Source organism: Mesorhizobium sp. DxT (assembly GCF_058448885.1).
This window is the reverse complement of sequence record NZ_JBZFLJ010000011.1, coordinates 77163-102077: the sequence shown is the minus strand read 5'-3', so window position 1 is coordinate 102077 and position 24915 is coordinate 77163. Positions and strand designations below refer to the sequence as shown.

24 protein-coding genes and 1 riboswitch are annotated in these 24915 nt (G+C 63.8%); of the genes, 12 read left to right on the top strand and 12 right to left on the bottom strand.

Translation table 11 applies throughout. The features are described from left to right. Positions 1-49: 49 nt before the first annotated feature. A riboswitch (glycine riboswitch) is annotated at positions 50-136 on the bottom strand. Positions 137-229: 93 nt separating this feature from the next. From ACVJNE_RS19605 to ACVJNE_RS19565, 9 genes are all read right to left on the bottom strand, one after another. Next, positions 230-613, bottom strand: coding sequence for a helix-turn-helix domain-containing protein (locus tag ACVJNE_RS19605; protein WP_312860621.1), 384 nt, complete (start codon positions 611-613; stop codon positions 230-232). A gap of 96 nt (positions 614-709) precedes the next feature. Next, entirely contained in the window at positions 710-1543 is an 834-nt protein-coding gene (gene fghA / locus ACVJNE_RS19600) for an S-formylglutathione hydrolase (protein WP_499568306.1), read from the bottom strand. Between the two features lie 41 nt (positions 1544-1584). Beyond that, positions 1585-2367: an ABC transporter ATP-binding protein gene (locus ACVJNE_RS19595; protein ID WP_499568304.1), complete on the bottom strand. Its 783-nt coding sequence runs from the start codon at positions 2365-2367 to the stop codon at positions 1585-1587. Further along, on the bottom strand, positions 2364-3137 hold the full coding sequence (locus ACVJNE_RS19590) for an ABC transporter permease (RefSeq protein WP_379015540.1): 774 nt from the start codon (positions 3135-3137) through the stop codon (positions 2364-2366). The genes ACVJNE_RS19595 and ACVJNE_RS19590 overlap by 4 nt, the downstream gene beginning before the upstream one ends. Before the next feature lie 161 nt (positions 3138-3298). Further along, positions 3299-4246 carry an ABC transporter substrate-binding protein gene (locus tag ACVJNE_RS19585; RefSeq protein ID WP_499568303.1) on the bottom strand — a complete coding sequence of 316 codons (948 nt, stop codon included), beginning with the start codon at positions 4244-4246 and terminating at the stop codon, positions 3299-3301. A 121-nt stretch (positions 4247-4367) separates the two neighbouring features. Further along, positions 4368-4826: a YaiI/YqxD family protein gene (locus ACVJNE_RS19580; protein ID WP_499568301.1), complete on the bottom strand. Its 459-nt coding sequence runs from the start codon at positions 4824-4826 to the stop codon at positions 4368-4370. A gap of 20 nt (positions 4827-4846) precedes the next feature. Then, entirely contained in the window at positions 4847-5650 is an 804-nt protein-coding gene (locus ACVJNE_RS19575; protein WP_499568299.1) for a hypothetical protein, read from the bottom strand. A 205-nt stretch (positions 5651-5855) separates the two neighbouring features. Beyond that, the gene (locus tag ACVJNE_RS19570; RefSeq protein ID WP_499568297.1) at positions 5856-6638 is read right to left on the bottom strand and encodes a DUF1353 domain-containing protein; all 783 of its coding nucleotides are present in this window, start codon (positions 6636-6638) and stop codon (positions 5856-5858) included. Between the two features lie 79 nt (positions 6639-6717). Next, positions 6718-7845 carry an S-(hydroxymethyl)glutathione dehydrogenase/class III alcohol dehydrogenase gene (locus ACVJNE_RS19565; protein ID WP_444725682.1) on the bottom strand — a complete coding sequence of 376 codons (1128 nt, stop codon included), beginning with the start codon at positions 7843-7845 and terminating at the stop codon, positions 6718-6720. A 218-nt stretch (positions 7846-8063) separates the two neighbouring features. On the opposite strand from ACVJNE_RS19565, the gene ACVJNE_RS19560 reads away from it, so the two are divergent. From ACVJNE_RS19560 to ACVJNE_RS19540, 5 genes are all read left to right on the top strand, one after another. After that, positions 8064-8855: a YbaY family lipoprotein gene (locus ACVJNE_RS19560; protein WP_499568295.1), complete on the top strand. Its 792-nt coding sequence runs from the start codon at positions 8064-8066 to the stop codon at positions 8853-8855. A 124-nt stretch (positions 8856-8979) separates the two neighbouring features. Beyond that, positions 8980-12513 (top strand): DNA polymerase III subunit alpha, encoded by a 3534-nt coding sequence (dnaE, locus tag ACVJNE_RS19555; RefSeq protein WP_499568293.1) that lies wholly within the window; start codon positions 8980-8982, stop codon positions 12511-12513. 180 nt (positions 12514-12693) lie between these two features. Next, positions 12694-13320 carry a LysE family translocator gene (locus ACVJNE_RS19550; RefSeq protein WP_368803174.1) on the top strand — a complete coding sequence of 209 codons (627 nt, stop codon included), beginning with the start codon at positions 12694-12696 and terminating at the stop codon, positions 13318-13320. Positions 13321-13710: 390 nt separating this feature from the next. Continuing rightward, the gene (locus ACVJNE_RS19545) at positions 13711-15369 is read left to right on the top strand and encodes an FAD-dependent oxidoreductase (protein WP_499568291.1); all 1659 of its coding nucleotides are present in this window, start codon (positions 13711-13713) and stop codon (positions 15367-15369) included. 56 nt (positions 15370-15425) lie between these two features. Beyond that, positions 15426-16640 carry a DegT/DnrJ/EryC1/StrS family aminotransferase gene (locus ACVJNE_RS19540; protein ID WP_499568289.1) on the top strand — a complete coding sequence of 405 codons (1215 nt, stop codon included), beginning with the start codon at positions 15426-15428 and terminating at the stop codon, positions 16638-16640. A 20-nt stretch (positions 16641-16660) separates the two neighbouring features. Here ACVJNE_RS19540 and ACVJNE_RS19535 read toward each other — a convergent pair whose 3' ends face one another. Further along, entirely contained in the window at positions 16661-17914 is a 1254-nt protein-coding gene (locus ACVJNE_RS19535; RefSeq protein WP_499568287.1) for an NAD(P)/FAD-dependent oxidoreductase, read from the bottom strand. A gap of 136 nt (positions 17915-18050) precedes the next feature. After that, positions 18051-18650 carry a TetR/AcrR family transcriptional regulator gene (locus ACVJNE_RS19530; protein ID WP_499568285.1) on the bottom strand — a complete coding sequence of 200 codons (600 nt, stop codon included), beginning with the start codon at positions 18648-18650 and terminating at the stop codon, positions 18051-18053. 91 nt (positions 18651-18741) lie between these two features. Here ACVJNE_RS19530 and ACVJNE_RS19525 point away from each other — a divergent pair, with 91 nt between their 5' ends. Then, on the top strand, positions 18742-19239 hold the full coding sequence (locus tag ACVJNE_RS19525) for an anthrone oxygenase family protein (protein WP_499568283.1): 498 nt from the start codon (positions 18742-18744) through the stop codon (positions 19237-19239). Between the two features lie 10 nt (positions 19240-19249). On the opposite strand, the gene ACVJNE_RS19520 is transcribed toward ACVJNE_RS19525, so the two are convergent. Further along, entirely contained in the window at positions 19250-19963 is a 714-nt protein-coding gene (locus tag ACVJNE_RS19520) for a DNA helicase (RefSeq protein WP_499568282.1), read from the bottom strand. 217 nt (positions 19964-20180) lie between these two features. On the opposite strand from ACVJNE_RS19520, the gene ACVJNE_RS19515 reads away from it, so the two are divergent. The 6 genes from ACVJNE_RS19515 (at position 20181) to ACVJNE_RS19490 (ending at position 24895) form a co-directional block, all read left to right on the top strand. Further along, a complete protein-coding gene (locus ACVJNE_RS19515) occupies positions 20181-20807 on the top strand; it encodes a class I SAM-dependent methyltransferase (RefSeq protein WP_499568280.1) in 627 nt (208 codons plus the stop codon). Between the two features lie 34 nt (positions 20808-20841). Then, positions 20842-22524, top strand: coding sequence for a cation:proton antiporter (locus ACVJNE_RS19510; RefSeq protein ID WP_499568278.1), 1683 nt, complete (start codon positions 20842-20844; stop codon positions 22522-22524). Positions 22525-22602: 78 nt separating this feature from the next. After that, the gene (locus ACVJNE_RS19505) at positions 22603-23157 is read left to right on the top strand and encodes a helix-turn-helix domain-containing protein (protein ID WP_499568276.1); all 555 of its coding nucleotides are present in this window, start codon (positions 22603-22605) and stop codon (positions 23155-23157) included. Positions 23158-23166: 9 nt separating this feature from the next. Beyond that, on the top strand, positions 23167-23703 hold the full coding sequence (locus ACVJNE_RS19500; RefSeq protein WP_499568274.1) for a GNAT family N-acetyltransferase: 537 nt from the start codon (positions 23167-23169) through the stop codon (positions 23701-23703). Between the two features lie 2 nt (positions 23704-23705). Next, a complete protein-coding gene (locus ACVJNE_RS19495) occupies positions 23706-24161 on the top strand; it encodes a DMT family transporter (RefSeq protein WP_499568272.1) in 456 nt (151 codons plus the stop codon). A gap of 89 nt (positions 24162-24250) precedes the next feature. Further along, positions 24251-24895 carry a YiaD family glycine zipper/OmpA-like lipoprotein gene (locus ACVJNE_RS19490; RefSeq protein WP_444725698.1) on the top strand — a complete coding sequence of 215 codons (645 nt, stop codon included), beginning with the start codon at positions 24251-24253 and terminating at the stop codon, positions 24893-24895. Positions 24896-24915: the final 20 nt, after the last annotated feature.

Sequence of the window (24915 nt, the reverse complement as noted above, 5' to 3'; positions counted from 1 at the left end):
GCCCTTACACCTTCGGCGCGGGGTTTCCCCCGACTTTCCAGAGCGTCTTGACCGGCCTACGGTTCTTTTGCCTGAGAGATTTCGGGCGATTTCCCCTTCGGCGGCAGCTTTCGCTGCTCTCTCCCGCAAGCCGGCAGGGCATCGCTGCCCAGGACGAGTCGTTTCTAGCCGATGCGAGAGGCGATGTCACCTGCTCGCAACGCTTATCCCGATCAGTCGATAGAGACCGTCAATCGTAGGCGGCCATGCGGCCCAGATCACGCTCGATCTGCCCGATAACCTCGGCGGTTTCCTGGTGCAGGCGCTTGAGGCGGTCGAGTTGAAAGGCGACGCTTTCGGCCAGTTCGGCCCCCGTTTCCTCGATAGGCGAGGTGCCGACGCCGTAGAGCAGCCATGAGAGGCTGACATTCAAGACGCCTGCCAGCATGGAAAGCCGGTTGGCGCGCGGCTGGGAGCGGTCGCTTTCCCATGCCTGGATGGTCGATGACTGCACGCCGATGCGGCGGGCAAGTTGCGCAGCGGAAAGCCCGACTGCGTCCCTGGCGCGCGATAGCCTGCCGCCGAGCGTGTCTGTATCGGGAATGTCGGAATAGATCGTCGCGGTGTCGGGCACCCACCCACCTCCTTGTTGTGGTGAAATCGCGCCCGCATGACACGCAGGCTGCGCGGCTAGCATAGGGATCGGTCGGGCAGGCGCAACCCTTGGAGGTCAGACAAGCCGCTGTGCGTGCCAGCGCAAGTGGTCATCCATGAAGGTCGAAATGAAGAAATAGGAATGGTCGTAGCCTTCGCGCATGTTCAGCGAAAGCGGAATGCCGGCCTTGCGGCAGGCATCCTCGAACAGCCAGGGGCGCAGGCCCTCGTCGAGGAAACCGTCGGCCTTGCCTTGATCGATCAGGAACTCCGGGAACCGCGCGCCGTCCTCGACCAGCGCACAGGCATCATAGGCGCGCCAGGCTGTTTCGTCCTCGCCGAGATATTTCTGGAAGGCGGGTTTCGACCAGCCGGCCGTCGATGGCTGCACGATCGGCGCGAAGGCGGACGCCGAGCGGAAGCGGTCGGAGTGTTTCAGGGCGATGGTCAGCGCGCCATGGCCACCCATGGAATGGCCGAAAATGCCCTGGCGCTCCATGTCGGCGGGAAATTCGCGCGCGATCAGCGCCGGCAATTCCTGCGTTACGTAGGAATACATCCGGTAGTTCGCGGCATAGGGCGCCTCGGTTGCGTCGACGTAAAAGCCGGCGCCGGCGCCGAACTGCCAGTTGTCCTTCTCGTCGGGCACGGCTTCACCGCGCGGGCTGGTGTCGGGACAGACGACGATGAGGCCCAGTTCGGCCGCGAGCTGCCGATATTCACCCTTGTCCATCACGTTCTGGTGCGTGCAGGTCAGCCCGGAGAGATACCAGAGCACGGGCAGGGGGCCCTGCGCGGCCTGCTGCGGCACGAAAACGGCGAAGGTCATGTCACAGGCGCAGGTCTCGGAGGCGTGAGAATAAACGCCCTGAACGCCGCCGTGGGAGAGGGAGGTCGATAGAGTTTTCATGGACCCCGGGGTAGCCGATGTGACGCCCGCTGTCGACACGCTCACGCGACCTTCATCGCCTCCTCGCGGATTTCGTCCGTCAGCCGCACCTTGAGGTCGAGGAAACCGGGCTCGGCCTTCATCCGGTAATGACGCGGATAGGGCAGGGGGATCGAAATGTCGGCCTTTATGCGTCCCGGCCGCGCGCTCATCACGAGACAGCGGCTGCCCAGGAAGATCGCTTCCTCGATGTCGTGGGTGACGAAAAGGACAGTCTTGCGGTCGGCCTCCCAGATGTTGAGGAGAAGTTCCTGCATCAGGCCGCGTGTCTGGTGGTCGAGCGCGCCAAACGGTTCGTCCAGAAGCAGGATCGCAGGGTCGTTGGCGAGCGCCCGCGCGATCGCGACACGCTGCTGCATGCCGCCGGAAAGCTGCTTCGGATAGTGGTTCTCGAAGCCGGTGAGGCCGATCTTGGCGATGTAGTCGCGGACGATGTCGCGCCGCTCGCCGGCCGGCATGCCTTTTTCGCGCAGGCCGAACTCGATGTTGCGCTCCACCGTCAGCCACGGAAAGAGCGTATAGGACTGGAACACCATGCCTCGGTCCGCGCCCGGCCCAACGACGACGTCGCCACGGATTTCGACGAGGCCGTTGGTCGGCTCGTCCAGACCGGCAACGATCCGCAGCAGCGTGGACTTGCCGCAGCCGGAAGGCCCGAGGATGGTGACGAAGTCGTTCTCCTTCACGTGAATGTCGATCGGCGTCAGCGCGGTCACGGGGCTGCCGCCTGCCTGTGCGGGAAAGATGCGCTCCACGCCGGTGATGTTCACTGCCGCGGTGATCATGCGAGGCTCCATGGAAACAGCCGGCGGTTCGCCGCCTTGAACAGGAAGTCCGAGACCAGCCCGATCAGGCCGATGACGATAATGCCGAAGATGATCTGGCCGGTGTTCAAGAGCGCCTGCGAGTCTACGATCATATGCCCGATGCCGGACGAAGAGCCGATCAGCTCGGCGACGATGACGTAGGTCCAGGCCCAGCCGAGGACGAGGCGCAGCGTCTCCGCGATCTGCGGCGCGGAAGCCGGAAGCAGCACCCGCCAGACCACGCTGGCATCGCTGGATCCGAGCGTGTAGGCGGCCTCCACCAGGTCGCGCCGGGTCTGGCCGACGGTCACCGCCACCATCAGGATGATCTGGAATACGGACCCGATGAAGATGACGAGAAGCTTCTGCGCCTCGCCGATGCCGGCCCAGAGGATCAGAAGCGGAATGAAGGCGGACGCCGGGAGGTAGCGCGCGAAGGAGACGAACGGCTCGAAGAAGGCTTCAACTGTTTTCCAAGCGCCCATGGCGATGCCGAGCGGTACGGCCACGATCGCCGCCAGGACGAAACCGCCGACGACACGCCAGATCGTCATGCCGATGTCGTGCATGAAACCGAAGCGTGTCAGCAGCAGCCACCCTTCCTCGATCATGCGCGTGGGGCTCGCCAGGAAGATGGGCGATACATAGCCGCCATAGGTCGCCAGCGACCATCCCGCGACGAAGAGCACGAAGAAGGAGACGCCCAGGATGACGCGCGTGGACAGCGGCACGGGTTTGAGCGGGCGCAGGTGGTATGGGCGTGAGCCGACGCTGCGACCGCGCCGGACTGTTTGTGAATCCGTCATCGGTGAAGAACTCATGGACCGATCGTCTCGTTGTCGATGAAATGCGATATGCCGCGCCAGCGAAGGCCGGCGCGGCTGCCTCGGACTGAACTATACGAGGGCGCTCAGTCCATCCAGCTCGTATCGATCAACGTGTCGGTCGCCGGGATTTCGCGGATTATGCCGATCTTCTCCAGCAGCGGGCCGGCCTTGTCGTAGAATTCCTGGATGCCGCCCGACATGAAGGCCTTGTTCGAGTCCTTGCCCTGCCACTCCAGATAGGCGGCGGACTTGCCGAACGCCGGGGCGTCCTGGTTCACGTCGGCGCCCATGATGCCATAGGCTTCGTCCTGATCGCTCTCGATCATCTCGAGCGCCTCATAATAGCTTGCGGCCATCGCCTTCACTGCTTCGGGATTTTCCGCGATGAATTCCGGCGTACAGCCGAACGTGTCCATGACGATCGGATAGTCGAGCGTGGTGGCGATGATCTTGCCCGCATCCGGATTGTCTCGGACGGTGGAGAGGTAGGGCTCATACGTCATCGCGGCATCGTTCTGGCCGGCCACGAACGCCTGCGCCGCCGCCGACGGCTCCAGGTTGACCACCGTGACATCGTCGAGCGAAAGCCCGTTTTCGTTGAGCATCCATGCCAGCACGAAATAGGGAGATGTTCCCGGCGCGGAAGCAGCGACAGTCTTGCCCTTCAGATCGGCGATGGATTCGACATCGTTGCGCACCGCCATGCCGTCGGCGCCGTGCGACATATCGAGCTGGAAAAGCTGCTTGATCGGCACGCCGTTGGCGTTCCAGATCATGAAGGTTTCGACCGTGGTGGCCGCGCACTGGATGTCGCCTGACGCTATCGCCAGATGGCGATCCTTCTGGGGTATCTTCTTGATCTCGGCGGAAACGCCGTTCTTCTCGAAGATACCGGCTTCCTTGGCGAGCGTCAGGGGCGCGAAGCCCGTCCAGCCGCTGATGCCTATCGATACCTGGGTCTGTGCAAGTGAGGGGCTCGCGGCAAACGCTGTCCCCAGCAGCAGGGACGCTGCGATAACGCTTCGTATCATCGGACTCTCCAGTGTTCCCTTATTGTCGTTTTTTCCTCCCCGTGCCGGATCGGAGCATGACGCGCAGGACACTGTCAATCGAAACTGGCGGGCGTGACCAGCAGGGTTCAGCCGGCTTAGCCTAAGCTTCGGTCGCCTTGATTGCGCGCCGCACCGTCTGGTCGAGCGCCGACAGGAAGGCAGAGCGGTCGCGGGCCGAAAAGCCGGGGTTGAAGCCCCTGATTTCGCCGGTCTCGCGCAAATGCTGTTTCAGGTCACGCATGGCAACCGCCATGCCGATCGATTCCGGCGAGAACGGGCGCCCGGTCGGCCCCAGCACATGGACGCCGAGCGGAACGAGACGCGCGGCCAGCGGCACGTCCGCCGTGATCGCTATGTCGTTGTTTGCGGCGGTTTCCACGATCCAGTCGTCGGCCGCGTCGGCACCCTTGGAAACCACAACGTTGCGGATCATCGGATCGCGGGAAGGGCGCAGGCCGCCATTGGAGACGAAGGTCACCACGAGCTCGTGGCGCGCGGCGACCTTCACCACCTCGTCCTTGACCGGACAGGCATCGGCATCGACGAATATCTGCGGCATGCTCGCCCTTGGCTGATCGGCTATTCTGGCAGGTGACAGCGCACGAGGCGTGCAGCGGTGCCGCCGCCCGGCTGGCCTATCTCAAGCGTGTCGTCATCAGGCATCGTCAGTATGATCTGGCGCTCCTCGGTATCGCCTTCCGCGATACAGGAGGCTGCCAGCGTTGTCGAACCGCCGGACATCGCCGCTTCCTCGAAGTTGCACACGCTTTCATAGCGGCGGATCGTCGTCGGGGTGATGACGGCCATCATTTCCAACGGCTCCACGTCTATGGCGCCGCATGATGCCGCATCGCCAGCCCATACGCCGACATAGGCGGGACCTACGCCGGCCGGGCCGGCCCGCGCTGCGGCGCGGGTATCGGCGCGCAACTGGTCGGCCGGCGCTAGAACCGCCGCTGGATCGCCGGGCGAGGTCTCGACGGTGCCGTCGGACTCCTCGATCCGGCGTTGCAGCATCTCGACGCCCGACTCGAAGTCGCGCAGCGCCTGCTTGCCGATCTCGTCCAGCGACGCCCCGATATCGCGCGCAACCTTTCCGGCCCTGTCGAGAGCCGGTCCGGCATCTTCCAGAAGGCGCTCGGTCCGTTCGCGGGCATCGCGCGCCAATTCGCCGGCCCCTTGAAGAATGGCGTCGGCACCTTCGCCGATCTGGCGCATCGCGCGATCGGTGCGCTCCTCCTCGCTGGGCGCAGCCTCCGGTGCCTCGACGGTAGCCGGCGGTTCCTCGGTCTGGACCACCGTCTCCTGTTCATCGCTGCATGCCGCAAGCGCCAGCAGTGAAATGCCGGCCAACAGCAGCAGGCCCTTGTTGCGGGTTTTCATGATGTCGATCTCGCCCTTCGTCGCAAACGCCCTTCAGGCGCAAAATGCGCGGAGAGGTCGCGTGGTTCCCCTATGGGGCGGATCCTGGTCTGTCCAGCCCGCCAGATGCGCGTCGCGATCTTTCAGATTCGCGCTTCGCGCTCTAGCTTCCTGTTTTACGTATGTCTTTATCCCGAAACCGGTTCCCACTTTCGGGAGACATGCTTTAGCGCGGGGGAAGTTCGATGCTGCCTTCCGGCACGGTCGCGTTCGCCAGCAGTGCGAGCGCTTCGATTTCATCTTCCGTCGGCGCCTCGATCCGCACGGCCTCCTCAAGGCGCTGATAGTTCTCGGCTGTAGGGACCCTGCGGAACTCGGTCAGGGTTGCGTAGGTCACCGGGTTTTCGAGTTCCACTACGCTCAACACTTCTTCGACCCTGCCTTGCACGGATGTGCCGAGGCTTTCCTCCAGCGTGAAGGATTCGAGCGTCGCGATAAGCTCTTCGGATGTGTCAAAGCCCGCCACGGGGACTTCGGTACTCAATTCGTTGAGTTCGTTCGACGGGGCGCCGCAGGCGCCGGTAAATGCGGTATAGGCCCGCACGGCGAGATATTTGCTGTAGCGTTCGGGATAGGTGACGCCATCGGCCTCCATGGCATCCCGAAACATGCGATGGACGTCTTCGGCGCGTTCCGTGCGAAGATCGCAATAGTGGTCGTGGATCACCGAGGCACGGCGATAATTGCCGACGAAGGGGGAGCCGGCGAAGGTCCACAGCGCGCTGGGGATGGAGGCCCCGTCGATCTTGGCACCTTGCGGCACATTCCAGACCCGGCCGGCCTTGTCCTTGAAGGATACAGCCGAGACGAGCTGCATCTGTCGATGACGGTTCGTCGGATCGGAGAGCCAACGGAACTCAAACGTTCCGCTGAACTGCGCGGATGCCTGCGTGGCGGTCGACCCGAGAACTATCGAAGCGGTCGCCAGTACAGTCCCGAGACGCCACACCTCTGCCTCCCGCGTGCTTCTGCTTTCACCTCGGTCGTATCGATATCACATTTGTCTCAACCGGTACATCGGGCGGCTTCTAGTACACCACGACGCTTCGGATGCTCTCGCCGGCATGCATCAGGTCGAAACCCTTGTTGATGTCTTCGAGCTTCAGGGTGTGGGTGATCATCGGGTCGATCTGGATCTTGCCGTCCATGTACCAGTCGACGATTTTCGGCACGTCGGTACGGCCACGCGCGCCGCCGAAGGCGGTGCCCTTCCACACACGGCCGGTAACGAGCTGGAACGGCCGCGTGGAGATTTCCTGGCCGGCGCCGGCAACGCCGATGACGATCGATTCACCCCAGCCCCGATGAGCGCATTCAAGGGCCTGGCGCATGACCTTCACGTTGCCCGTGCAGTCGAAGGTGTAGTCGGCACCGCCGATCTGGTCGGCCCCGCGCTTGGTCATGTTGACGATATGGGCCACCACGTCGCCGTCGATCTCGGTCGGATTGACGAAATGCGTCATGCCGAACTTCTCGCCCCAGGCCTTCTTGTCGTTGTTGAGGTCAACGCCGATGATCATGTCGGCACCGGCAAGGCGCAGGCCCTGGATGACATTGAGGCCGATACCGCCGAGCCCGAAGACGGCCGCTGTCGCGCCGATCTCCACCTTGGCGGTGTTGATGACCGCGCCGATGCCCGTCGTCACGCCGCAGCCGATATAGCAGATCTTGTCGAACGGCGCGTCCGGGTTGACCTTGGCCACCGCGATTTCCGGCAACACGGTGTGGTTGGCGAAGGTCGAGCAGCCCATGTAGTGGAAAATCTTGTCCTTGCCGATCGAGAAGCGCGACGTGCCGTCCGGCATCAGGCCCTGTCCCTGCGTGGCGCGGATGGCGGTGCAGAGGTTGGTCTTGCGCGACAGACAGGACGGGCAGGAACGGCACTCGGGCGTGTAGAGCGGGATGACGTGGTCGCCCTTCTTCACGCTGGTCACGCCGGGGCCGACATCGACGACCACGCCGGCACCCTCATGGCCGAGGATGGCCGGGAATATGCCTTCGGGATCGGCGCCCGACAGGGTGAACTCATCGGTATGGCAGATGCCGGTCGCCTTCACTTCGATCAGCACCTCGCCCTCGCGCGGGCCTTCCAGATCGACCTCCATGATCTCCAGCGGTTTTCCGGCGGCAACGGCGACGGCGGCGCGTGTCTTCATGGGGCGATTCCTCTTGGCGTTTCTTGTCTTGCGGCAACTTTTCAGGAAATGCCGCCTGCATCAAGCGCGGTGTCGCCCAATGGAACGCGTCTGGCAGGCCGGCAAATTGTCACATCGAAGCCCTTCAGATGTCGTCACGCGGCTGCTGCGGTACGGTCGGAACGATCTTTGCCACAATGTTGGGGTTTGACGCTGCCAATCAGTCAAGGAGAACCGTCATGTCGCAATCGCAATTCACGCGCCGCACTCTGCTGGCCCTTTCGGCGGGCGCCTTTGCCGCGAGTGCAGTCTCTGCCCGCGCCGATGCTCCCGACGCGCAGGATCGCACGATCGAAGGCAATGTCGTCTATCGCGAGCGCATGATGCTGCCGGCCGGCGCGCGTGTTGAGGTCGAACTCGTCGACGTCTCGCTTGCCGATGCGCCCGCAACGGTGATCGGACGCACCGAGATCAAGGATGCGACGGCGAGCCCGATTGCCTATAGGATCAGCTACGACCCCGCCTTGATCGAGCCGCGCAACAGCTATGCGTTGCAGGCGCGCATCCTTGACGGCGACACGCTGATGTTCATCAACACGACCCGGCATTCGGTGCTTGGCGACGGGGATGAGGCTGGCCCGGTGGAGATTCGCGTCGAGCGCGTCGCGGCGCAGCCGGACGACGGTGCAGCGGCGGATTCGCCGTTCGGCAGATGGCTGGCGGAAGACATTCTTGGCGGCGGGGTCATCGACAATGCGCAGACGACGCTCGAAATTGCCGAAGACGGGCGGGTTTCCGGTCGCGGCGGCTGCAACAGCTATGGCAGCACTGCCTCCATCGAAGGCGAAAAGCTGACCCTCAGCCCGGTCGTCGCGACGCAGATGGCCTGTCCCGAGGCGCTGATGAACCAAGAACAGAAGTTCTTCGATGCACTCAGCCGTGTTGCAACCTTCCGACTGGTACCCGCTGAACAGAAGCTGCTGCTGCTCGACGCCGACGGTGAAACCCTGGTGCGTCTTGCCGCCATGTAGGCATGGTTCCCGCCGTCGATTGCATGTTGACGGACGGGGCAGGGTGGCCGATCGGGACTCGACGTCGCTGGTGCAATTGGGGACTATTGCGCCAGTCCTCCCTTGAGTCTTCGATTGGATGAAAATGGCCGAACGACCCTCGCGCGATCCGATTCTACGCGAAGCACAAGGCGCTGCCGGGGCAGTGGCGACCCCGGCCGCGCGGCCCTTCGTTCACCTGCGGGTTCACTCGCCCTATTCGCTGCTGGAAGGGGCGCTGCCGCTCGGCAAGATCATCGGGCACGCGGTGAAGGACCGGGCTCCGGCAATTGCCGTGACCGACACCAACAATCTGTTCGGTGCGCTGGAATTCGCGCAGAAGGCGGTGAAGGACGGTGTGCAGCCGATCGTGGGGTGCCAGCTCGACGTGGCCTTTGCCGAACAGTCAGGCGAGGGGCAACGGCACAACGGCCACCGGCGCCAGGGCCCGGCGGTGGAGCCGCTGGTGCTGCTCGCCGCCACCGAAGCCGGCTATGCCAATCTCGTGCGGCTGGTTTCCCGCGCCTATCTCGACGTGCCGGCCGGCCTGCCGCCGCATGTCGACGCGGACTGGCTGCCGGCGCTTGCCGACGGCATCATCTGTCTTACGGGCGCCGAGCGCGGGCCGGTGGGTGCGATGCTCAAGGCCGACAGCCGCGCGCAGGCCGAGGCGCGACTTCTGTTCCTGAAAAACGCTTTCGGCGACCGGCTCTATGTCGAACTGCAGCGCTACCGCGGCTACGACAAGGCCGTCGAGGCTACCTCCATCGATCTTGCCTATGCCCACGACCTGCCATTGGTGGCCACCAACGAGGCTTTCTTTCCAGCCGCCGACGACTACGAAGCGCATGATGCGTTGCTGGCGATCGCCGAGGGCTCGGTGGTTGCCGTCGACGACCGCCGCCGGCTGACACCGGACCATCATCTCAAGTCCCAGGCAGAGATGACGGCGCTTTTCGCCGACCTGCCGGAGGCAATCGACTCGACGGTCGAGATCGCCATGCGCTGTTCCTATTACACGCAGACGCGCAAGCCGATCCTGCCGCGCTTCACCGGCGCGGACGCGGCCGATGCCGAAGCCGCGATCGAGGCTGAGGCGGAAGAACTGGCACGCCAGGCGCGAGAGGGGCTGGACAAGCGCCTTGCCGCCCATGGCCCGACGGAAGGCTACACCGAGGCGGATTATCGCGAACGGCTGGAATTCGAGATCGGCATTATCACCCGGATGAAGTTTCCGGGCTACTTCCTGATCGTTGCCGACTTCATCCAATGGGCCAAGGCGCACGAGATTCCCGTCGGCCCCGGCCGTGGTTCGGGCGCAGGCTCGCTGGTCGCCTATGCGCTGACGATCACCGACGTGGATCCGTTGCGCTTCTCTCTGCTGTTCGAGCGCTTCCTCAATCCCGACCGCGTGTCGATGCCCGACTTCGACATCGACTTTTGCCAGGACCGCCGCGAGGAGGTGATCCGCTACGTGCAGGAGAAGTACGGCCGCGACCAGGTCGGCCAGATCATCACTTTTGGAACGCTGCAGGCGCGCGCGGTGCTGCGCGACGTCGGCCGTGTGCTGCAGATGCCCTACGGCCAGGTCGACCGGCTGTGCAAGATGGTGCCGGCCAACCCCGCCAACCCTGTCAAGCTGAAGGATGCGGTGGAGGCCGAGCCGCGCTTTGCCGAGGAGGTGGAGAAGGAACCGGTCGTGCAGAACCTGCTCGACACGGCGATGAAGCTGGAAGGGCTCTATCGCCATGCCTCGACGCACGCCGCCGGCATCGTCATCGGCGACCGGCCGCTGTCGGAACTGGTGCCGATGTATCGCGATCCGCGTTCCGACATGCCGGTCACCCAGTTCAACATGAAGTGGGTGGAGCAGGCTGGGCTGGTGAAGTTCGACTTCCTCGGGCTCAAGACGCTGACGGTACTGGAGACGGCGGTGAAGCTCATCCGCCGGCGCGGCGTCGACATCGACCTATCGTCCATCCCCTATGACGATCCCGACACCTACGCGATGCTGTCGCGCGGCGAGGTCGTCGGCGTGTTCCAGGTGGAATCGGCGGGCATGCGCAAGGCGCTGATCGGCATGAAGCCCGACCGCATCGAGGACATCATCGCGCTGGTCGCGCTCTACCGCCCCGGACCGATGGAGAACATCCCCACCTACAACGCCCGCAAGCATGGCGAGGAGGAGATCGCCTCGATCCACCCCAAGATCGACCACCTGGTGAAGGAGACGCAGGGCGTCATCGTCTATCAGGAGCAGGTGATGCAGATCGCGCAGGAGCTTGCCGGCTACACGCTCGGACAGGCCGATCTCTTGCGCCGCGCCATGGGCAAGAAAATCCGCGCCGAGATGGAAAAACAGCGCGGCATCTTCGTCGAGGGTGCGACCTCGCGCGGTGTGGCCAAGCCGCAGGCGAACTTCATCTTCGACCTGCTGGCGAAATTCGCCGACTACGGCTTCAACAAGTCGCACGCCGCCGCCTACGCCATCGTCTCCTACCAGACAGCCTATCTGAAGGCGCATTATCCGGTGGAGTTCCTGGCGGCGTCGATGACGCTCGACATGAACAACACCGACAAGCTGGCCGATTTCCGTGCCGACGCGATGCGGCTCGGCATCGAGGTCGTGCCGCCGTCGGTGAGGACTTCGCACCGGCCGTTCGAGGTCGGCGAAAACCGCATCTACTACGCGCTGGCCGCCATCAAGGGCGTGGGCGAGGCGGCCGTCGACCACATCGTGGAAAAGCGCAAGGAGAAGCAGTTCGAATCGCTTGAGGACTTCTGCTCGCGCATCGACCCGCGCATCGTCGGCAAGCGCGTCTTCGAAAGCCTGATCGCGGCCGGCGCCTTCGACTGCTTCGGCCACGACCGCGCCTCGCTGTTCGCCGGGCTGGAGCGGATGATGGGCATGGCGTCGCGTGCGCAGGAAAACGCCGCCTCCGGCCAGTCCGACATTTTTGGCGCCGCCCTTGGCGCTCAACCGGAAAAGCTGGTTTTGCCGCCTTGCGAGCCGTGGCTGCCGGCCGACCGGCTGCACCGCGAATTCGCGGCCGTAGGTTTCTATCTCTCGGCGCATCCGCTCGACGAATACAAGGCGCTGCTGGAAAAGATGCGGGTGCAGAATTGGGCGGAGTTCCAGGCGGCCGTGAAGCGCGGGGCGACGGCCGGCCGGCTTGCAGGCACGATCACCTCGAAGCAGGAGCGCAAGACCCGCACCGGCAACAAGATGGGCGTCGTCAACTTCTCCGACACGACCGGCCAGTTCGAGGCGGTGCTGTTTTCGGAGACGCTGGCGCAGTTCCGCGACGTGCTGGAGCCCGGCCGTTCGGTCGTCATCACCGTTGCGGCCGAGGACCGGCCCGAAGGCGTCAACCTGCGCATCCAGACCGCGCAGGCGCTGGAGGACGAGGCCGTGCGCCACCAGAAGGAAATGCGCATCTACCTGCGCGACGCGACCCCGGTCGGCACCGTCGCATCGCAGCTCGGCACACGCGGCGAGGGGCAGGTCTCCTTCATCGTCATCAAGGGCGAGGGGCAGGGCGAGATCGAGGTCGCACTGCCCGACCGCTACCGCATCACCCCGCAACTGGCCTCCGCGATGAAGGCCGTGCAGGGCGTGGTGGAGGTGGAACTGGTTTAAAGGGCCGGGGTCTTGTGGGGGCGCCGGCGATTTTTGCTTTCGTCGCTTTACCGTCTTCGAATTATTGCCTGAAACCAGCCGTTGTCAGATCGCGCTTCGCCTCATTTGCCGTCTGAATGTTTCTTGTTTTCAGACGCCGAATGTGGATTGCTGATCTGCGGTGCATGGAGGACAGCTAAAATGATCGACCAGACGGTGCTGATAACCTACTCGCTCATTGTACTCGGGTTCGTTTTCATTCCCGGGCCCGCAACCCTCCTCACAGTCGCCCGCGCCACGACGTCGGGTACGAAAGTGGGGATTGCAACGGGGGCTGGAATCACCGCTGGCGACATCATCCACACGGTCATGGCCGTTGCTGGAATTTCCGCGATCATTGCTGCCTCCGCGACACTCTTCAGCATCGTGAAATATCTTGGAGCAGCCTATCTCGTTTACTTGGGCTTCAAGGCTATTCTGGACAAGGCTCCAGTCGATCTTGGGCAGGGACGTCTCCCGATCACCGCGCCGCAGGCTTTCCGTCAGGCAATACTCGCCGAAGTTCTGAATCCCAAAACAGCACTCTTCTTCCTGGCATTCCTACCTCAGTTCGTCAGGCCAGAGAACGGTCACGTCGTTGTACAACTCACCATTCTCGGTGTGCTGTTCGCAGCAATCGGGTTTTTCAGCACAATCGTATACTCGGTCGCAGCCGGGTGCCTCGGCAGCTTCCTGCGTCGCAACCCGGCTGTTCTGAAATGGCAAGGCAAGGTTGTCGGAGGCATCTACTGTGCGCTTGGCGCACGTTTGGCGCTACAGGACCGGTAAGGGCCGTTCCTCGATCTATTAACCGCCTTTCGCACGCCGTTGCCCGCCACGCCACGGTTATGGAAATCCGACCATGAGGTTGGTTGGAACCAGGGTGGTGTCGGCACCCATCGCCAATGTGGCGTTGGGCGGTCCGTTCCCGCTCGCCCCCGGGAACGGGGTGTTTCAGCAAGAAGGCGCACCCGCGTCATGTGTACGTCCGCAATCTTCCGGTACCGGTGAGATCAAGCAGTCTGGCGGGGCAAATGCACTGCAAAGACAGTCAGACCCTCTCCGATTGGGGGACCGGTGTACCCCTAGACAGCCGAAGTCGCGGGGCTGACACTTTGGCATCAAGCGCAGGACCCATACAATCGATCCCGGCGGGCCAACCGGGCAGGGCGGTTCACGATGCTGGCAGACTTGCAGGACGAGCTTTCCGTCCGCGACCACAATATTTGTATTATCGGTTCCGGGCCGGTTGGGATCGTCACGGCGCTTGAGCTGGCGCGTGGCGGGCAGACCGTGACGCTGCTCGAATCCGGCGCGCATATGGCCAGCGAGGAAGCGTGCCAGCAGTCACGGGCAGAGATCGTGGACTCACCGATGCATGCCGAGATGACGGTCGCGGTCCAACGCAGTTTTGGCGGGACTTCGAACCTCTGGGGCGCTGGCTGCGTGCCGCTCGATCCGATCGACTTCGAGCGTCGTCCGGGTCTTACCTCAGCATCCTGGCCGCTCGAGTATCGCGATTTTGCCCGTTACTTCGCCGACGCGTGTAGCTATGCCAGTTGCGGCCCGCCGGTCTTCGAAGACGAGCCACCGGGTGTTGCTGTCGACGATCGCAGCTTCCGATGCTCGAACCTGATCCGCTTTGCCGAGCCGGCGAGTTTTCGCACCGCGCATGAAGACGAGATAATGCGCTCGCGTCGTATCGCCCTGCATCTGGATGCAACGGTCACGGGCATGGAGTTCGACGCTGACGGCCGAATAGCCTCGGTGATCGTGCGGCGCAGAACCGGTAAGGTCGCCACCGTGAAGGCGAAGGTCTTCATCGTTGCCTGCGGCGGTATCGAAACGGCCCGACTGCTACTTGGTGTCCAGCGCACTGCTCCCGGCCGTTTCGGCGGCCTCGATGGTCCGCTCGGGCGCCACTATATGGGTCATCTCTCAGGCGAAATCGCGCAGATGCGGCTTACGAGCGGGACGCTCGATGCAGGCTTCGATTTCTTCAGGGGCGCACACGGCCGCTACGCCCGACGCCGCATTATTGCGTCCGACTTCGTTCAGCGCCGGGAGAACCTCACAAACATCTCCTTCTGGCCATTCATGCCGCCCTTCCGCGACGCGGCTCACCGCAGTGCGGTGCTGTCGCTGGCCTATCTCGCGCTCAGCATGCCGGCGGTCGGTCGCCGTCTGGTCAGCGAGCACCTGCGTGAACGCAACTCGACACCGCGGGCAGCGGTCGCGCCGCACCTTGGCAATCTCGTCACCGGACTGCCGGAACTGCTGCGCTTCATGCCGCGCTTCCTGCATGGGCGGTTCCTCGCCGAGACCCGACTGCCGGGACTTCATGTTCGCAATGCAGGGCGGCGCTATGGCGTCCACTACCATGCCGAGCATCTGCCGCATCCAGATTCGCGCATCACCCTTTCCAATCAGCAAGACGAGCTCGGCATGCCGCGGGCGCGCATCGACATGCGGGTGTCCGAGGCAGACGTTCTGCCGATCATCCGCACCCACCAACTCCTTCGCGACTGGGCTGCGCGCACCGGGCTCGGCCAGCTGGAATGGCTGTGTGAGGACACCGACATGGCTGCGCGCGTCCTAGCGCAGGCGCCTGACGGCGTTCACCAGATCGGTACGGCCCGCATGGGCGCCAACCAGCGTGCTGGCGTCGTTGATGGCGACTGCCGTGTGTTCGGTTCGCCGAACCTTTTTGTCGCCGGCAGCGCGGTCTTCCCAACCTCCGGTCAGGCAAACCCGACCTTTTCGGCAATCGCGCTCGCCGTCCGCCTTGCAAGACACGTGGCCGCTGAGGTGCAGACGCACGCCGTTGCGGCAGAATGATAATGTAACACGAGACCGGGACGATGTCCGCCACACCGAAACAGGTCATTTATCCTATGCGTTATCTCCGGCCGCTGCTGGATGGCGGTGTCGGTGCGGAGGCGGCTTTCAAGTCCCGGCTCGCCGATTTCCTCGGCGGCGGGGTGAAAATCGTGCCGCTCGGGCGGGCGCGAGCGGGCATTCACCTTGCGGCAAAGTTTGCAAGGCGGCAGGCACCCGGACGAAACCGGGTGGTGATGCTGCCCCATACCATCCCCGATGTCATCAACATGGTGCGCTTTGCAGGTTGCGAACCTGTCTTCGTCGATACGTTGCCGGATTCGACGAATGTCGATTTCGACCATCTCGCCGAGATCGTGGATGACAAGACCTGCTGCGTGATCGTTACCCACTACCACGTCAATCAGGAGCGCATCGACGATATAAGGGCGCTGTGCCGGCAGCGTGATGCGCTGCTTTTCGACGATTGCGCCATTGCGCTGGAAGGTGACTATCGGGGGCGGCGGATGGGGACGATCACGGATGCGAGCGTCTTCAGCATGTCCGGCTTCAAGTCGCTCAACTATGTCTGGGGCGGGGCGCTTGCGACCGACCGCGAGGACATCGCGGCCTATATGAACGATGAACTGGCTACTTTCCCCGAACTGACGCCGGCCCAATACAGGGAACATATGCTGGCCGTGCTGAAATACGATCTCGCGACGCGGCCGGGCATTTTTTCCGGAGTAACCTTCCCCACCATCAGGCGTAAAACACGCACCGGATCGGCGCAGGAGGCGCTATGCTTCGTCCGGCGCGAAACGGAAGCGATCGAAGAGACCGTTCTTAGCCGCCCGAGGCCGGGCGTGCTGGGCGAACTCGTGCGCAAGCTGGATACGGTTGGGCAGCGGCTTGCACATCGGCGCATGATTGCGGCGGTCTATGACCGGTTCTTCGCTGACCGCAGGGTAGCGCCCGAGGCCAGCGACGCGGTGCGCGCAGGCTCGTGTTTCACCTTCTATCCGATACTCGTCGCTCCCGAGCGGCGCGACCGGATTTACCGGCAGATGATCGAGCGCGGCTACCATATCGGGCTCTCGGTGTATCCGAACGCCCATGAGACCGAGGCGTTTTCGAGTGTCAGCGGCCGTTCGCGCAACATTTCGAGGCTTGTGCGCTCAATGTTGTCGCTGCCGACGCATCCCAAGGTAACGCGCGACTATGCGCAGGCGCTTGCCACGACGCTCTCGAAAATGGCGTGCCACTTCGTGCCTGCGCTGGCCTTCGTCTGACTTAGAAGCGACGGCGGTCTTCAACGCCGCAACGTCTCCTTCTGGGTGATGAGCCGCGCGGAGTTCTGCCCGGACAAGTAGCTCCAGAGCCAGCTTATCGACACCATCAGCCGCGATCGGCCGCCGATCAGGAAATAGATGTGGGCGATGCCCCACACCCACCATGCCAGCAAGCCCTTCATCTGGAAGCGGCCGAAGTCGATGATGGCGGCGTTCTGGCCGATCGTGGCAAGATCGCCCATATGCCGGTAGTGGAACGGTGCAGGTGCGGCCTTGCCGTCGAGACGGCTGCGGATGAGCCTGGCGGCGTATTTGCCCTGCTGTTTGGCGGCGGGTGCAATGCCGGGCACCTGCTTGCCGCCGGACTCGACATTGGCAGTATCGCCGAGCACGAAAATGGCCGGGTCGTCCGGCAGTGTGAGCGTGTCGGTGACCTTGACGCGGCCGGCGCGGTCGGCCTCGGCGTCCAGCCATTGCGAGGCAGGAGAAGCCTGCACGCCCGCTGCCCAGATGATGGTACGTGAGGGAATGGGCTTATCGCCGAGCATGATGCCTTCGGCCGTGCAGTCGGTCACCGGGACACCGGTCAGCACCTCGACGCCCCGTCGCTCGAGCGCGCGCGTCGCATAGTCCGCCAGATCCTTCCTGAAGGCCGGCAGGATACGCGGACCAGCTTCGATCAGCAGCACCCTGGCGCGATGCGTGTCGATATGGCGGAATTCGCGCGGCAGGATGCGGTGCGCCAGCTCGGCAATGATGCCGGCGAGCTCGACGCCCGTTGCGCCGGCGCCCACGACGGCGAAGGTGAGCTGCGCTTGCCTCTCGGCCTCGTCGTCGGTCAGTTCGGCGCGCTCGAAGGCAAGCAGCAGCCGGCGGCGAATCGTGGTGGCATCTTCCAACGTCTTTAGGCCAGGTGCGTCCGCCTCCCAGTGGTCATTGCCGAAATAGGCGTGACGCGCGCCGGTAGCGACGACCAGCGTGTCGAAGGGAATGCGGGTGTCCGCGCCGAGGATCACCTCGCGCGCAACGCGATCGACGCCGGTGACGGTGGCAAGCAGGGTTGTGACGTCTTCGCGAGACCGCATCACCCGGCGGATCGGCCACGCGATCTCGGAGGTTGCCAGCAGCGTCGTGGCAACCTGATAGAGCAGGGGCTGGAACAGGTGGTGATTGCGCTGGTCGATCAAGGTGATGTCGCAGCCTGCGCCCTTGAGACCCTGTACGAGCTGCAGACCGGCGAATCCGGCTCCGACGACGACCACCCTGTGTTTCATGCATCCGTCTCCGCTTCATGCGAACTGCTGCGCACAGTACCGTTACGATAGCCACTTAGCACTTGCAGCATTTTTGACCAGTCCGATGGCGCACTGCGGCACAGGGCTGTCGGCGAAAACGCTACAAGCCGAGCAATCAGCCGCTGCAGAGTTTGCGAAATGCCTGCAGCGCTTCTTCCGACCGCGCGCTTACGACAGCCTTCGAAGGCGCCGGTACGGCATGGATGACGCGCCTGATCTGCTGGTCGCCGATCAGCAGGCTGACGAACCATTCCGCAGCCGTGCGGGCAGAGGGCGCTACGATCGAGCGGTTCGTCAGACCCCGGCGCATCAACTCCTCGATCAAGGGCAGGACCGAGTCGCGCCCGCCTGCAGCCAGTGCCGCACCCAACTCGCCGCTTTCGTCGGCCGCCGCGGCTCGATTGAGCGAGATCGCGCGCTCGCCGAGGAGCATCGAGAGGAGTATCGGCGCGATCGTCTCCAGGCTCTCCAGAGGATCGGCACCACGGTCGAGTGCACGCTTCAGTTCCGTCCGCGTTGCTTCGGCATTGCTCTCGACCATGGCGCGAAACAGACCTCGCTTGTCGCCATACCAGCGATAGAGCGTTTCGTTGGAAGCCTTGGCTTCGCGGGCCACGGCCAGCATCGACGCGCCGCGATAGCCGCGCGCGCGCACCACCCGATATGCCGCCTCCTCGATCTCGGCCTGCCGCTCGGCCCTTGCTTCGTCACGCATCAAGATCCCCGCTGTCTCATTGACAATAAGCGTACACGACTATACGTCTCGGTAAAGGCGTATATAACTTTACGGATTTGGAGAGGCTGTCATGTCGAGGACCGAAACCACACTTGCCGTCGTGTCGATCCTGTTCTGCGGCGCGATCTTCGGGTTCTTCTACGCGTGGGTCTGTTCCACGATGTGGGGGCTGGACGCGACGGATCCGCGCGTTGCGATTGCGGCCATGCAGGCGATGAACGGCTCGGTGCGCAATGCCGTGTTCTTTCCAGCCTTCTTTCTGACGCCGATCGTGCTTGCGGTCACCGCAGCCATGTTTTTCCTGGGCGGGCGCAAAGCACCGGCAGGCTGGTTCGCTGCGGCATCGCTCGTCTATCTCGTCTTCGGGCTGTTTCTGACCATCAGCGTCAACGTGCCGATGAACGAGGCTCTTGCCGCGGTGGCCGTGCCGGGCGACATCGAGGCCGCCCGGACGATCTGGCAGGACTATTCCGAACGCTGGCAGTTCTGGAACCAGGTTCGAACAGCTGCCTCCGGCCTGTCGCTGGCATTGGCCGCCATAGGGCTCGTCCAGGGTGGCCGGGCATGAGACGGGCTGGTCAGCTTCGGCCTGTTTCCCCGAGGTGGATGCGACCGGCGTTCAGGAAGCACATCCGGTCGAACAGCGTCAGGTCGAGCGGGTTCGGCAGCCGGATGTCAGCAGCATCTGGAAAAGGTTTTTCTGCCGGGTCGTAGGCACGGTCGATCTGGGAAAGAACGACAATGGTCAAGCCTCGCCGATCTGCGAAGGATTTCAATGCCGCTACCTGCGCCGCCAGTTCCGGGTTGGTGCGTTTCTGATCCAGCAGTTGCAGATAGTCGATCACCGCAAGGGTGCCGCGCGGCGCGTCTGCCAGCCTGGCGATGATGTGGTCGGCGCAGATTCCATCCGAGCCGTCGAATACAAAGAGGTCCGCATAGAGCGACGGGTTGGTGCCCAATGCGCGAAACCGCTCGCTTACGTCGCGTTCGTTGTATTCGAGCGAGAAGAAGAAGGCGCGGCGTGCCGCTTTCATGGCCTCAATGGCAAGCTCGAGGCCGAGCAGGGTCTTGCCCTGACCGGGCCGCGCGCCCAGCAGGACGAGGTCGCCGGCGTTCAGCCGCGCGGATAATCCCGCGGTTGGCCTGGCCGCCCGGGCGGCAAGCAGGCTCCAGCTTGAATAGCCTTCGCCATGAGCGACCCTGTCGAGGGCGGCGTGAAGTGGAATGCGCTGCTCGCGCGCCAGCAGCCGCGCATTGCGCTTGAGACGATAAATCGGTGCCGAAAGGATCATCGGACAAACCTCCTGATGCGAGCGATGCCTGCAATCCCTCCTTATGCGGGTGCTCGACCAGTCGGTTCGAGGGTTCGTCGCCCTGCATGAAAAATGCTTCCCCGTCGGGAGGGTGGAGGCGCGGGCGGCGCCTGATGGGCAACATAGCCGATTCGAGCGAGGATGCCTTGTGCAAAGTCGATTTCGGGCGGTAGCTAGGCATAACAGGAGAGGGGCCATGAGCGAGCGACAGGCGCATTGGCAGCGGGTCTACACCAGCAAGGAAGAGAACCAGCTAAGCTGGTACGAAGACGCACCGGCGCTATCGCTGGCTTTGCTCGGCGAGGCCGGCCTTCGGCCCGAGATGGCTGTCGTCGACATTGGCGGCGGCACGTCGCGCCTCGTCGACGCGTTGGTGGCGAGCGAGCAGGCGCACATTACCATTCTGGATCTTTCTGCAGCGGCGCTCGGCACCGCGAAGAAGAGACTGGCCGGCGCCGGGAATGTCGAATGGGTCGCTGGAGATGTGACAGAATGGCAGCCAAAGCGGTCCTATGACCTCTGGCATGACCGTGCGGCGTTTCATTTCCTGACGGATCCTGAAGACCAGCGAGCCTATGTTCGGGTGATGGCGCGCGCCTTGAAGACGGGCGGCAGGGCCGTGATCGGAACTTTTGCGCCGGACGGTCCCGAAAAATGCAGCGGCCTGCCGGTGGCGCGTCACGACGCGGCGAGCCTTCGGGCTGTGCTGGGCGAGGGGTTCTCGCTGATCTCGACACGCAGGAATGAGCACACGACGCCATGGGGCGCGGTGCAGCAGTTTCATTTCGGCACCTTCGAAAAGCTGCCCGAGCCTTTGGCTTAGTTGTTACAAACGGCCCACGGGCAAAGAAATGGACATGACCATGGAGTATTCCGCCTTCGGCGAAATCGCCCTGTTGCTTGCAGTTGCCGCGGCGGTGGGGCTGGTCGGTGTGCTGCTGCGCCAACCGCTGATCGTCAGTTTCATCGCTGTCGGGCTTGCGGCAGGGCCTTCGGCATTCGACCTCGTACGCTCGCATGCCGAAATCGAGCTGCTCGCCGAGCTCGGCGTGGCGGTGCTGCTTTTCCTGGTCGGCATCAAGCTCGACGTGAAGCTGATCCGCTCGCTGGGCGTCGTCTCGCTGACGACGGGCCTGGGGCAGGTGGTGTTCACCTCCGTGATCGGCTTTGCCATCGGTCTGGCGCTTGGCTATTCGCCGACGGAAAGCCTCTACATTGCCGTGGCGCTCACGTTTTCGAGCACCATCATCATCGTGAAGCTTCTTTCCGACAAGCGCGAGATCGATTCGCTGCATGGACAGGTCGCGCTCGGCTTCCTGATCGTGCAGGACCTGGTGGTCGTGCTCGCGATGATCGTGCTTTCCGCCGTCGGCGTGGGGACGGCCAGCGGCGCCGAGGCCGGCGGTGTAGGCGCGATCCTTCGCGTGGTGGCAAGCGGCGTCGTGCTGGTGGCCTTCGTACTCGTTTTCGTCCGTTTTATCGCGGACCCCCTGACCGAGCGCATGGCAAGCGCGCCCGAACTGCTGATCTGCTATGCGATCGCGCTGGCCGCATGCTTCGCCGCAATCGGCGAGGTGGCGGGTTTCGGCAAGGAACTCGGCGGGCTGCTGGCCGGCGTCGCGCTAGCCTCGACACGGTTTCGCGACGCGATCGGTGCCCGGCTGGCACCGCTGCGGGATTTCCTTCTGCTGTTCTTTTTCATCGCGCTGGGCACGGGGCTCGACATCGGGCAGCTCGGCTCCGACCTGCCGGCCGCGTTCCTGTTTTCGCTGTTCGTGCTTGTCGGCAACCCGCTCGTCGTCCTGGCGATCATGGGGGCGATGGGATTTCGCAAGCGCACCGGATTTCTGGCTGGCCTGACGGTGGCGCAGATCAGCGAGTTCTCCTTGATCTTCATTGCCATGGGGGTGTCACTCGGCCATCTCGATGCCTCGATACTCGGGCTCGTCACGCTGATCGGCATAGTGACCATCGCGCTTTCCACCTACATGATCACCTATTCGCATCGGCTCTACGCGCTTTGCGAACCGCTGTTGTGGCCTTTCGAGCGGCGGACGTTGCACCGCGAGCAGGCTGCAGATTCAACCACCGGCACGCGCTACGACGTCATCCTTTTCGGGCTCGGCCGCTTTGGCACGGCGATAGGGTCGCGGCTGGCTGCGACAGGCGCGAAGGTTCTGGGCATAGACTTCAATCCGCAGGCCGTGCGACAGGCGCGGGCCCTGGGCATGGATGCTGAGTTCGGGGATGCCAGCGATGCCGAATTCCTGGCGTCACTGCCGCTGGAACACACCGGTGTCGTGGTGTCTTCGACGCCGGCCCATGAGACCGGTGTTACGCATGACGATGCACGACTGCAGCTTGTCGGCGCGCTGAGGGCCAGTGGATATGGCGGGCGGATCGCGCTGACTTCGCACAAGGCGCAGGAAGTGCCGGCACTGATCGCTGCGGGCGCGGACTTGGTGCTGGAGCCGTTTCAGGATGCCGCGGACCAGGCAGTGGAACGGCTGGTTCAGCACCTTCCAACCGCAGAGGCATAGCAGGTACGTCTACAGCCCGGCAACTTGACTTCATCTCATATTCGGGAAATATTCTCCTTTATGAGAGATGCGCTGAACATGGCGGATTCGGTTGATCAACTGATTGCGCAGCGGCTGAAGGCGCTGCGCGGCGAGCGTGGCTGGTCGCTTGATGAACTGGCGGCGCGCAGCGAGGTCAGCCGTGCGACCCTGTCGCGGCTGGAAAATGGCGAGACCAGCCCGACCACGGCCGTGCTCGGACGGCTCTGCTCGGCTTACGGGATGACGCTTTCACGATTGATGCTGATGGTGGAAGAGGGGTTTGCGCCAGTCGTGCGGCAGGCGGAACAGCCGGTTTGGAACGACGCGGAGGCGGGCTTTCTCCGCCGTTCGGTCTCGCCGCCAGCCACCAATCTGGCAGGAGAGGCGCTTGAGTGCGTGCTCGAGCCTGCGACCCGGCTCGACTATGACGGACCGCCTCGGCAAGGCATGGAGCATCACCTCTATCTGCTGGAGGGGGCTCTCGAGGTCACCGTCGAAGGGCGAAGCCACAGTCTCACGCCCGGGGATTGCCTGCGCTACCAGCTTTTCGGGGCAAGCAGCTTCGTGACTCCGCAGGACCGCGGGGCGCGCTACGTTCTCTTCATGGTGTGAGACAGGCGAATGACAGACCGCCGGTTCGAAATCCTTGCCTGCGATGCCGCGATGCTTGACCGGCGCATCGGCGAATTCTCCGCCCTGCTGCAGGCCTGCGTGCATGATGGCGCGAGCATCAGTTTCATCATGCCGTTTTCGATAGACGATGCCGAGGCATTCTGGCGCGGTAAGATTCTGCCGGGTGTTGCTGCGGGCTCCTCGCTGCTTCTTGTGGCGGAAACGGAAGGCCGGATTGCCGGCAGTGTCCAGCTCGACCATGATACGCCGCCGAACCAGCCGCACCGCGCCGAGGTGCGCAAGCTTCTGGTGCACCCGGACTTCCGCCGCCGCGGCCTTGCGCGCGCCTTGATGGCCGAGCTGGAAGCGCACGCCCGCCTGCTCAGGCGCAGCCTGCTGACGCTCGACACCCGCACCGGCGACCGCGCCGAGCCGCTCTACGCTTCGCTCGGCTATCAGACGGTCGGCGTCATCCCGAACTTCTGCCGCGATCCCTTTGCCGCCGACAAGCTCGACGGCACGACCATCATGTACAAGGCTCTCTGAGGATGCAGCATCCGTGGCTGGTGCTGCTGGCATTCGCCGCGGGCGCGCTGCTTTCCGCGCAGGGGCCAATTCTTACGCGTATCGCGTTTCACGCCGGCGGACCGATACAGGCCGCGACCGTCGCCTTTGCCGTCGGCCTTTGCGTGCTTCTGGCAGCCGGTGTGCTCGCAGGAACCGGCGTGCCCCGGCTGGGCGCAGTCTTGAGCATGCCCGTCTGGCTGTGGGCGGGCGGCCTTATTGGAACCGGGCTGCTTCTGCTGACGCTTTACGCGGTGCCGCGCATCGGCGTTGCGGCCTTTGCCGCTGCGGTCGTGTGCGGGCAGTTGCTGGCGGCGCTCGCCTACGACCATGTCGGCGCCTTCGGCATCGAGCTGCGGCGGGTCGGTTTGCGCGAAGTGGCGGGGACAATGCTGTTGCTCGCCGGCCTTGTAATGATTGCCTGCGGGCCGCGCGACTGAGCGAAGGCCGCAAGCCGGGATTTTGCCGCATTCTGTGCTAGAACGAGCCGGGATTCGCGGAATCGCGACATTCAGGAGAGGGTATTCACATGAAAAAGATAATGATCGGCATGGCTGCCGGTGTGTTTCTGGCCGGCTGCACAACCAACCCCTATACCGGCGAACAGCAGGTTTCACGTACCGCAGGCGGCGCGGCGCTCGGCGCGCTGGCGGGCGCGGGACTGGGCACGCTGGCTGGCGGCAACGACCGCCGCAACGCGCTGATCGGGGCGGGTATCGGCGCGCTGGCAGGCGGCGCGATCGGCGGCTACATGGACCAGCAGGAAGCGGAACTTCGCGGCTACCTGCAGGGCACCGGCGTTTCGGTCACCCGGCAGGGCAACAACATCGTGCTCAACATGCCGTCCAACATCACCTTCGCCACCGACCAGGACCAGGTGACGCCTGCGTTCTACAATACGCTCAACGCCGTGGCGCTGGTGCTCAACAAGTACAATCGCACGCTGGTGGACATCAACGGCCACACGGATTCCACCGGCAGCGCGCAGCATAATCTCGGCCTGTCGCAGCGCCGTGCGTCCTCAGTGGCGACCTATCTGGGCCAGCAGGGGGTCGATGGACGTCGCTTCGCGATCAACGGCTTCGGCGCGTCTCAGCCGGTCGCCGGCAACGACACGCCGGACGGACGCGCGCAGAACCGCCGCGTCGAGATCCACCTCGTGCCGATCTCCTGACCGGCAACGCGGAGGCCCGG

Excerpts from the sequence above, each read along its gene's own strand:
- ACVJNE_RS19540 (WP_499568289.1), top strand. The coding sequence starts at position 15,426 with ATGCGTTATCTCCGGCCGCTGCTGGATGGCGGTGTCGGTGCGGAGGCG.
- ACVJNE_RS19495 (WP_499568272.1), top strand. The coding sequence starts at position 23,706 with ATGCAGCATCCGTGGCTGGTGCTGCTGGCATTCGCCGCGGGCGCGCTG.
- ACVJNE_RS19500 (WP_499568274.1), top strand. The coding sequence starts at position 23,167 with ATGACAGACCGCCGGTTCGAAATCCTTGCCTGCGATGCCGCGATGCTT.
- ACVJNE_RS19565 (WP_444725682.1), bottom strand. The coding sequence starts at position 7,845 with ATGAAGACACGCGCCGCCGTCGCCGTTGCCGCCGGAAAACCGCTGGAG.
- fghA (WP_499568306.1), bottom strand. The coding sequence starts at position 1,543 with ATGAAAACTCTATCGACCTCCCTCTCCCACGGCGGCGTTCAGGGCGTT.
- ACVJNE_RS19505 (WP_499568276.1), top strand. The coding sequence starts at position 22,603 with ATGGCGGATTCGGTTGATCAACTGATTGCGCAGCGGCTGAAGGCGCTG.
- ACVJNE_RS19530 (WP_499568285.1), bottom strand. The coding sequence starts at position 18,650 with ATGCGTGACGAAGCAAGGGCCGAGCGGCAGGCCGAGATCGAGGAGGCG.
- ACVJNE_RS19595 (WP_499568304.1), bottom strand. The coding sequence starts at position 2,367 with ATGATCACCGCGGCAGTGAACATCACCGGCGTGGAGCGCATCTTTCCC.
- ACVJNE_RS19580 (WP_499568301.1), bottom strand. The coding sequence starts at position 4,826 with ATGCCGCAGATATTCGTCGATGCCGATGCCTGTCCGGTCAAGGACGAG.
- ACVJNE_RS19535 (WP_499568287.1), bottom strand. The coding sequence starts at position 17,914 with ATGAAACACAGGGTGGTCGTCGTCGGAGCCGGATTCGCCGGTCTGCAG.
- ACVJNE_RS19515 (WP_499568280.1), top strand. The coding sequence starts at position 20,181 with ATGAGCGAGCGACAGGCGCATTGGCAGCGGGTCTACACCAGCAAGGAA.
- ACVJNE_RS19525 (WP_499568283.1), top strand. The coding sequence starts at position 18,742 with ATGTCGAGGACCGAAACCACACTTGCCGTCGTGTCGATCCTGTTCTGC.
- ACVJNE_RS19545 (WP_499568291.1), top strand. The coding sequence starts at position 13,711 with ATGCTGGCAGACTTGCAGGACGAGCTTTCCGTCCGCGACCACAATATT.
- ACVJNE_RS19575 (WP_499568299.1), bottom strand. The coding sequence starts at position 5,650 with ATGAAAACCCGCAACAAGGGCCTGCTGCTGTTGGCCGGCATTTCACTG.
- ACVJNE_RS19490 (WP_444725698.1), top strand. The coding sequence starts at position 24,251 with ATGAAAAAGATAATGATCGGCATGGCTGCCGGTGTGTTTCTGGCCGGC.
- ACVJNE_RS19510 (WP_499568278.1), top strand. The coding sequence starts at position 20,842 with ATGACCATGGAGTATTCCGCCTTCGGCGAAATCGCCCTGTTGCTTGCA.
- ACVJNE_RS19585 (WP_499568303.1), bottom strand. The coding sequence starts at position 4,246 with ATGATACGAAGCGTTATCGCAGCGTCCCTGCTGCTGGGGACAGCGTTT.
- ACVJNE_RS19560 (WP_499568295.1), top strand. The coding sequence starts at position 8,064 with ATGTCGCAATCGCAATTCACGCGCCGCACTCTGCTGGCCCTTTCGGCG.
- dnaE (WP_499568293.1), top strand. The coding sequence starts at position 8,980 with ATGGCCGAACGACCCTCGCGCGATCCGATTCTACGCGAAGCACAAGGC.
- ACVJNE_RS19550 (WP_368803174.1), top strand. The coding sequence starts at position 12,694 with ATGATCGACCAGACGGTGCTGATAACCTACTCGCTCATTGTACTCGGG.
- ACVJNE_RS19520 (WP_499568282.1), bottom strand. The coding sequence starts at position 19,963 with ATGATCCTTTCGGCACCGATTTATCGTCTCAAGCGCAATGCGCGGCTG.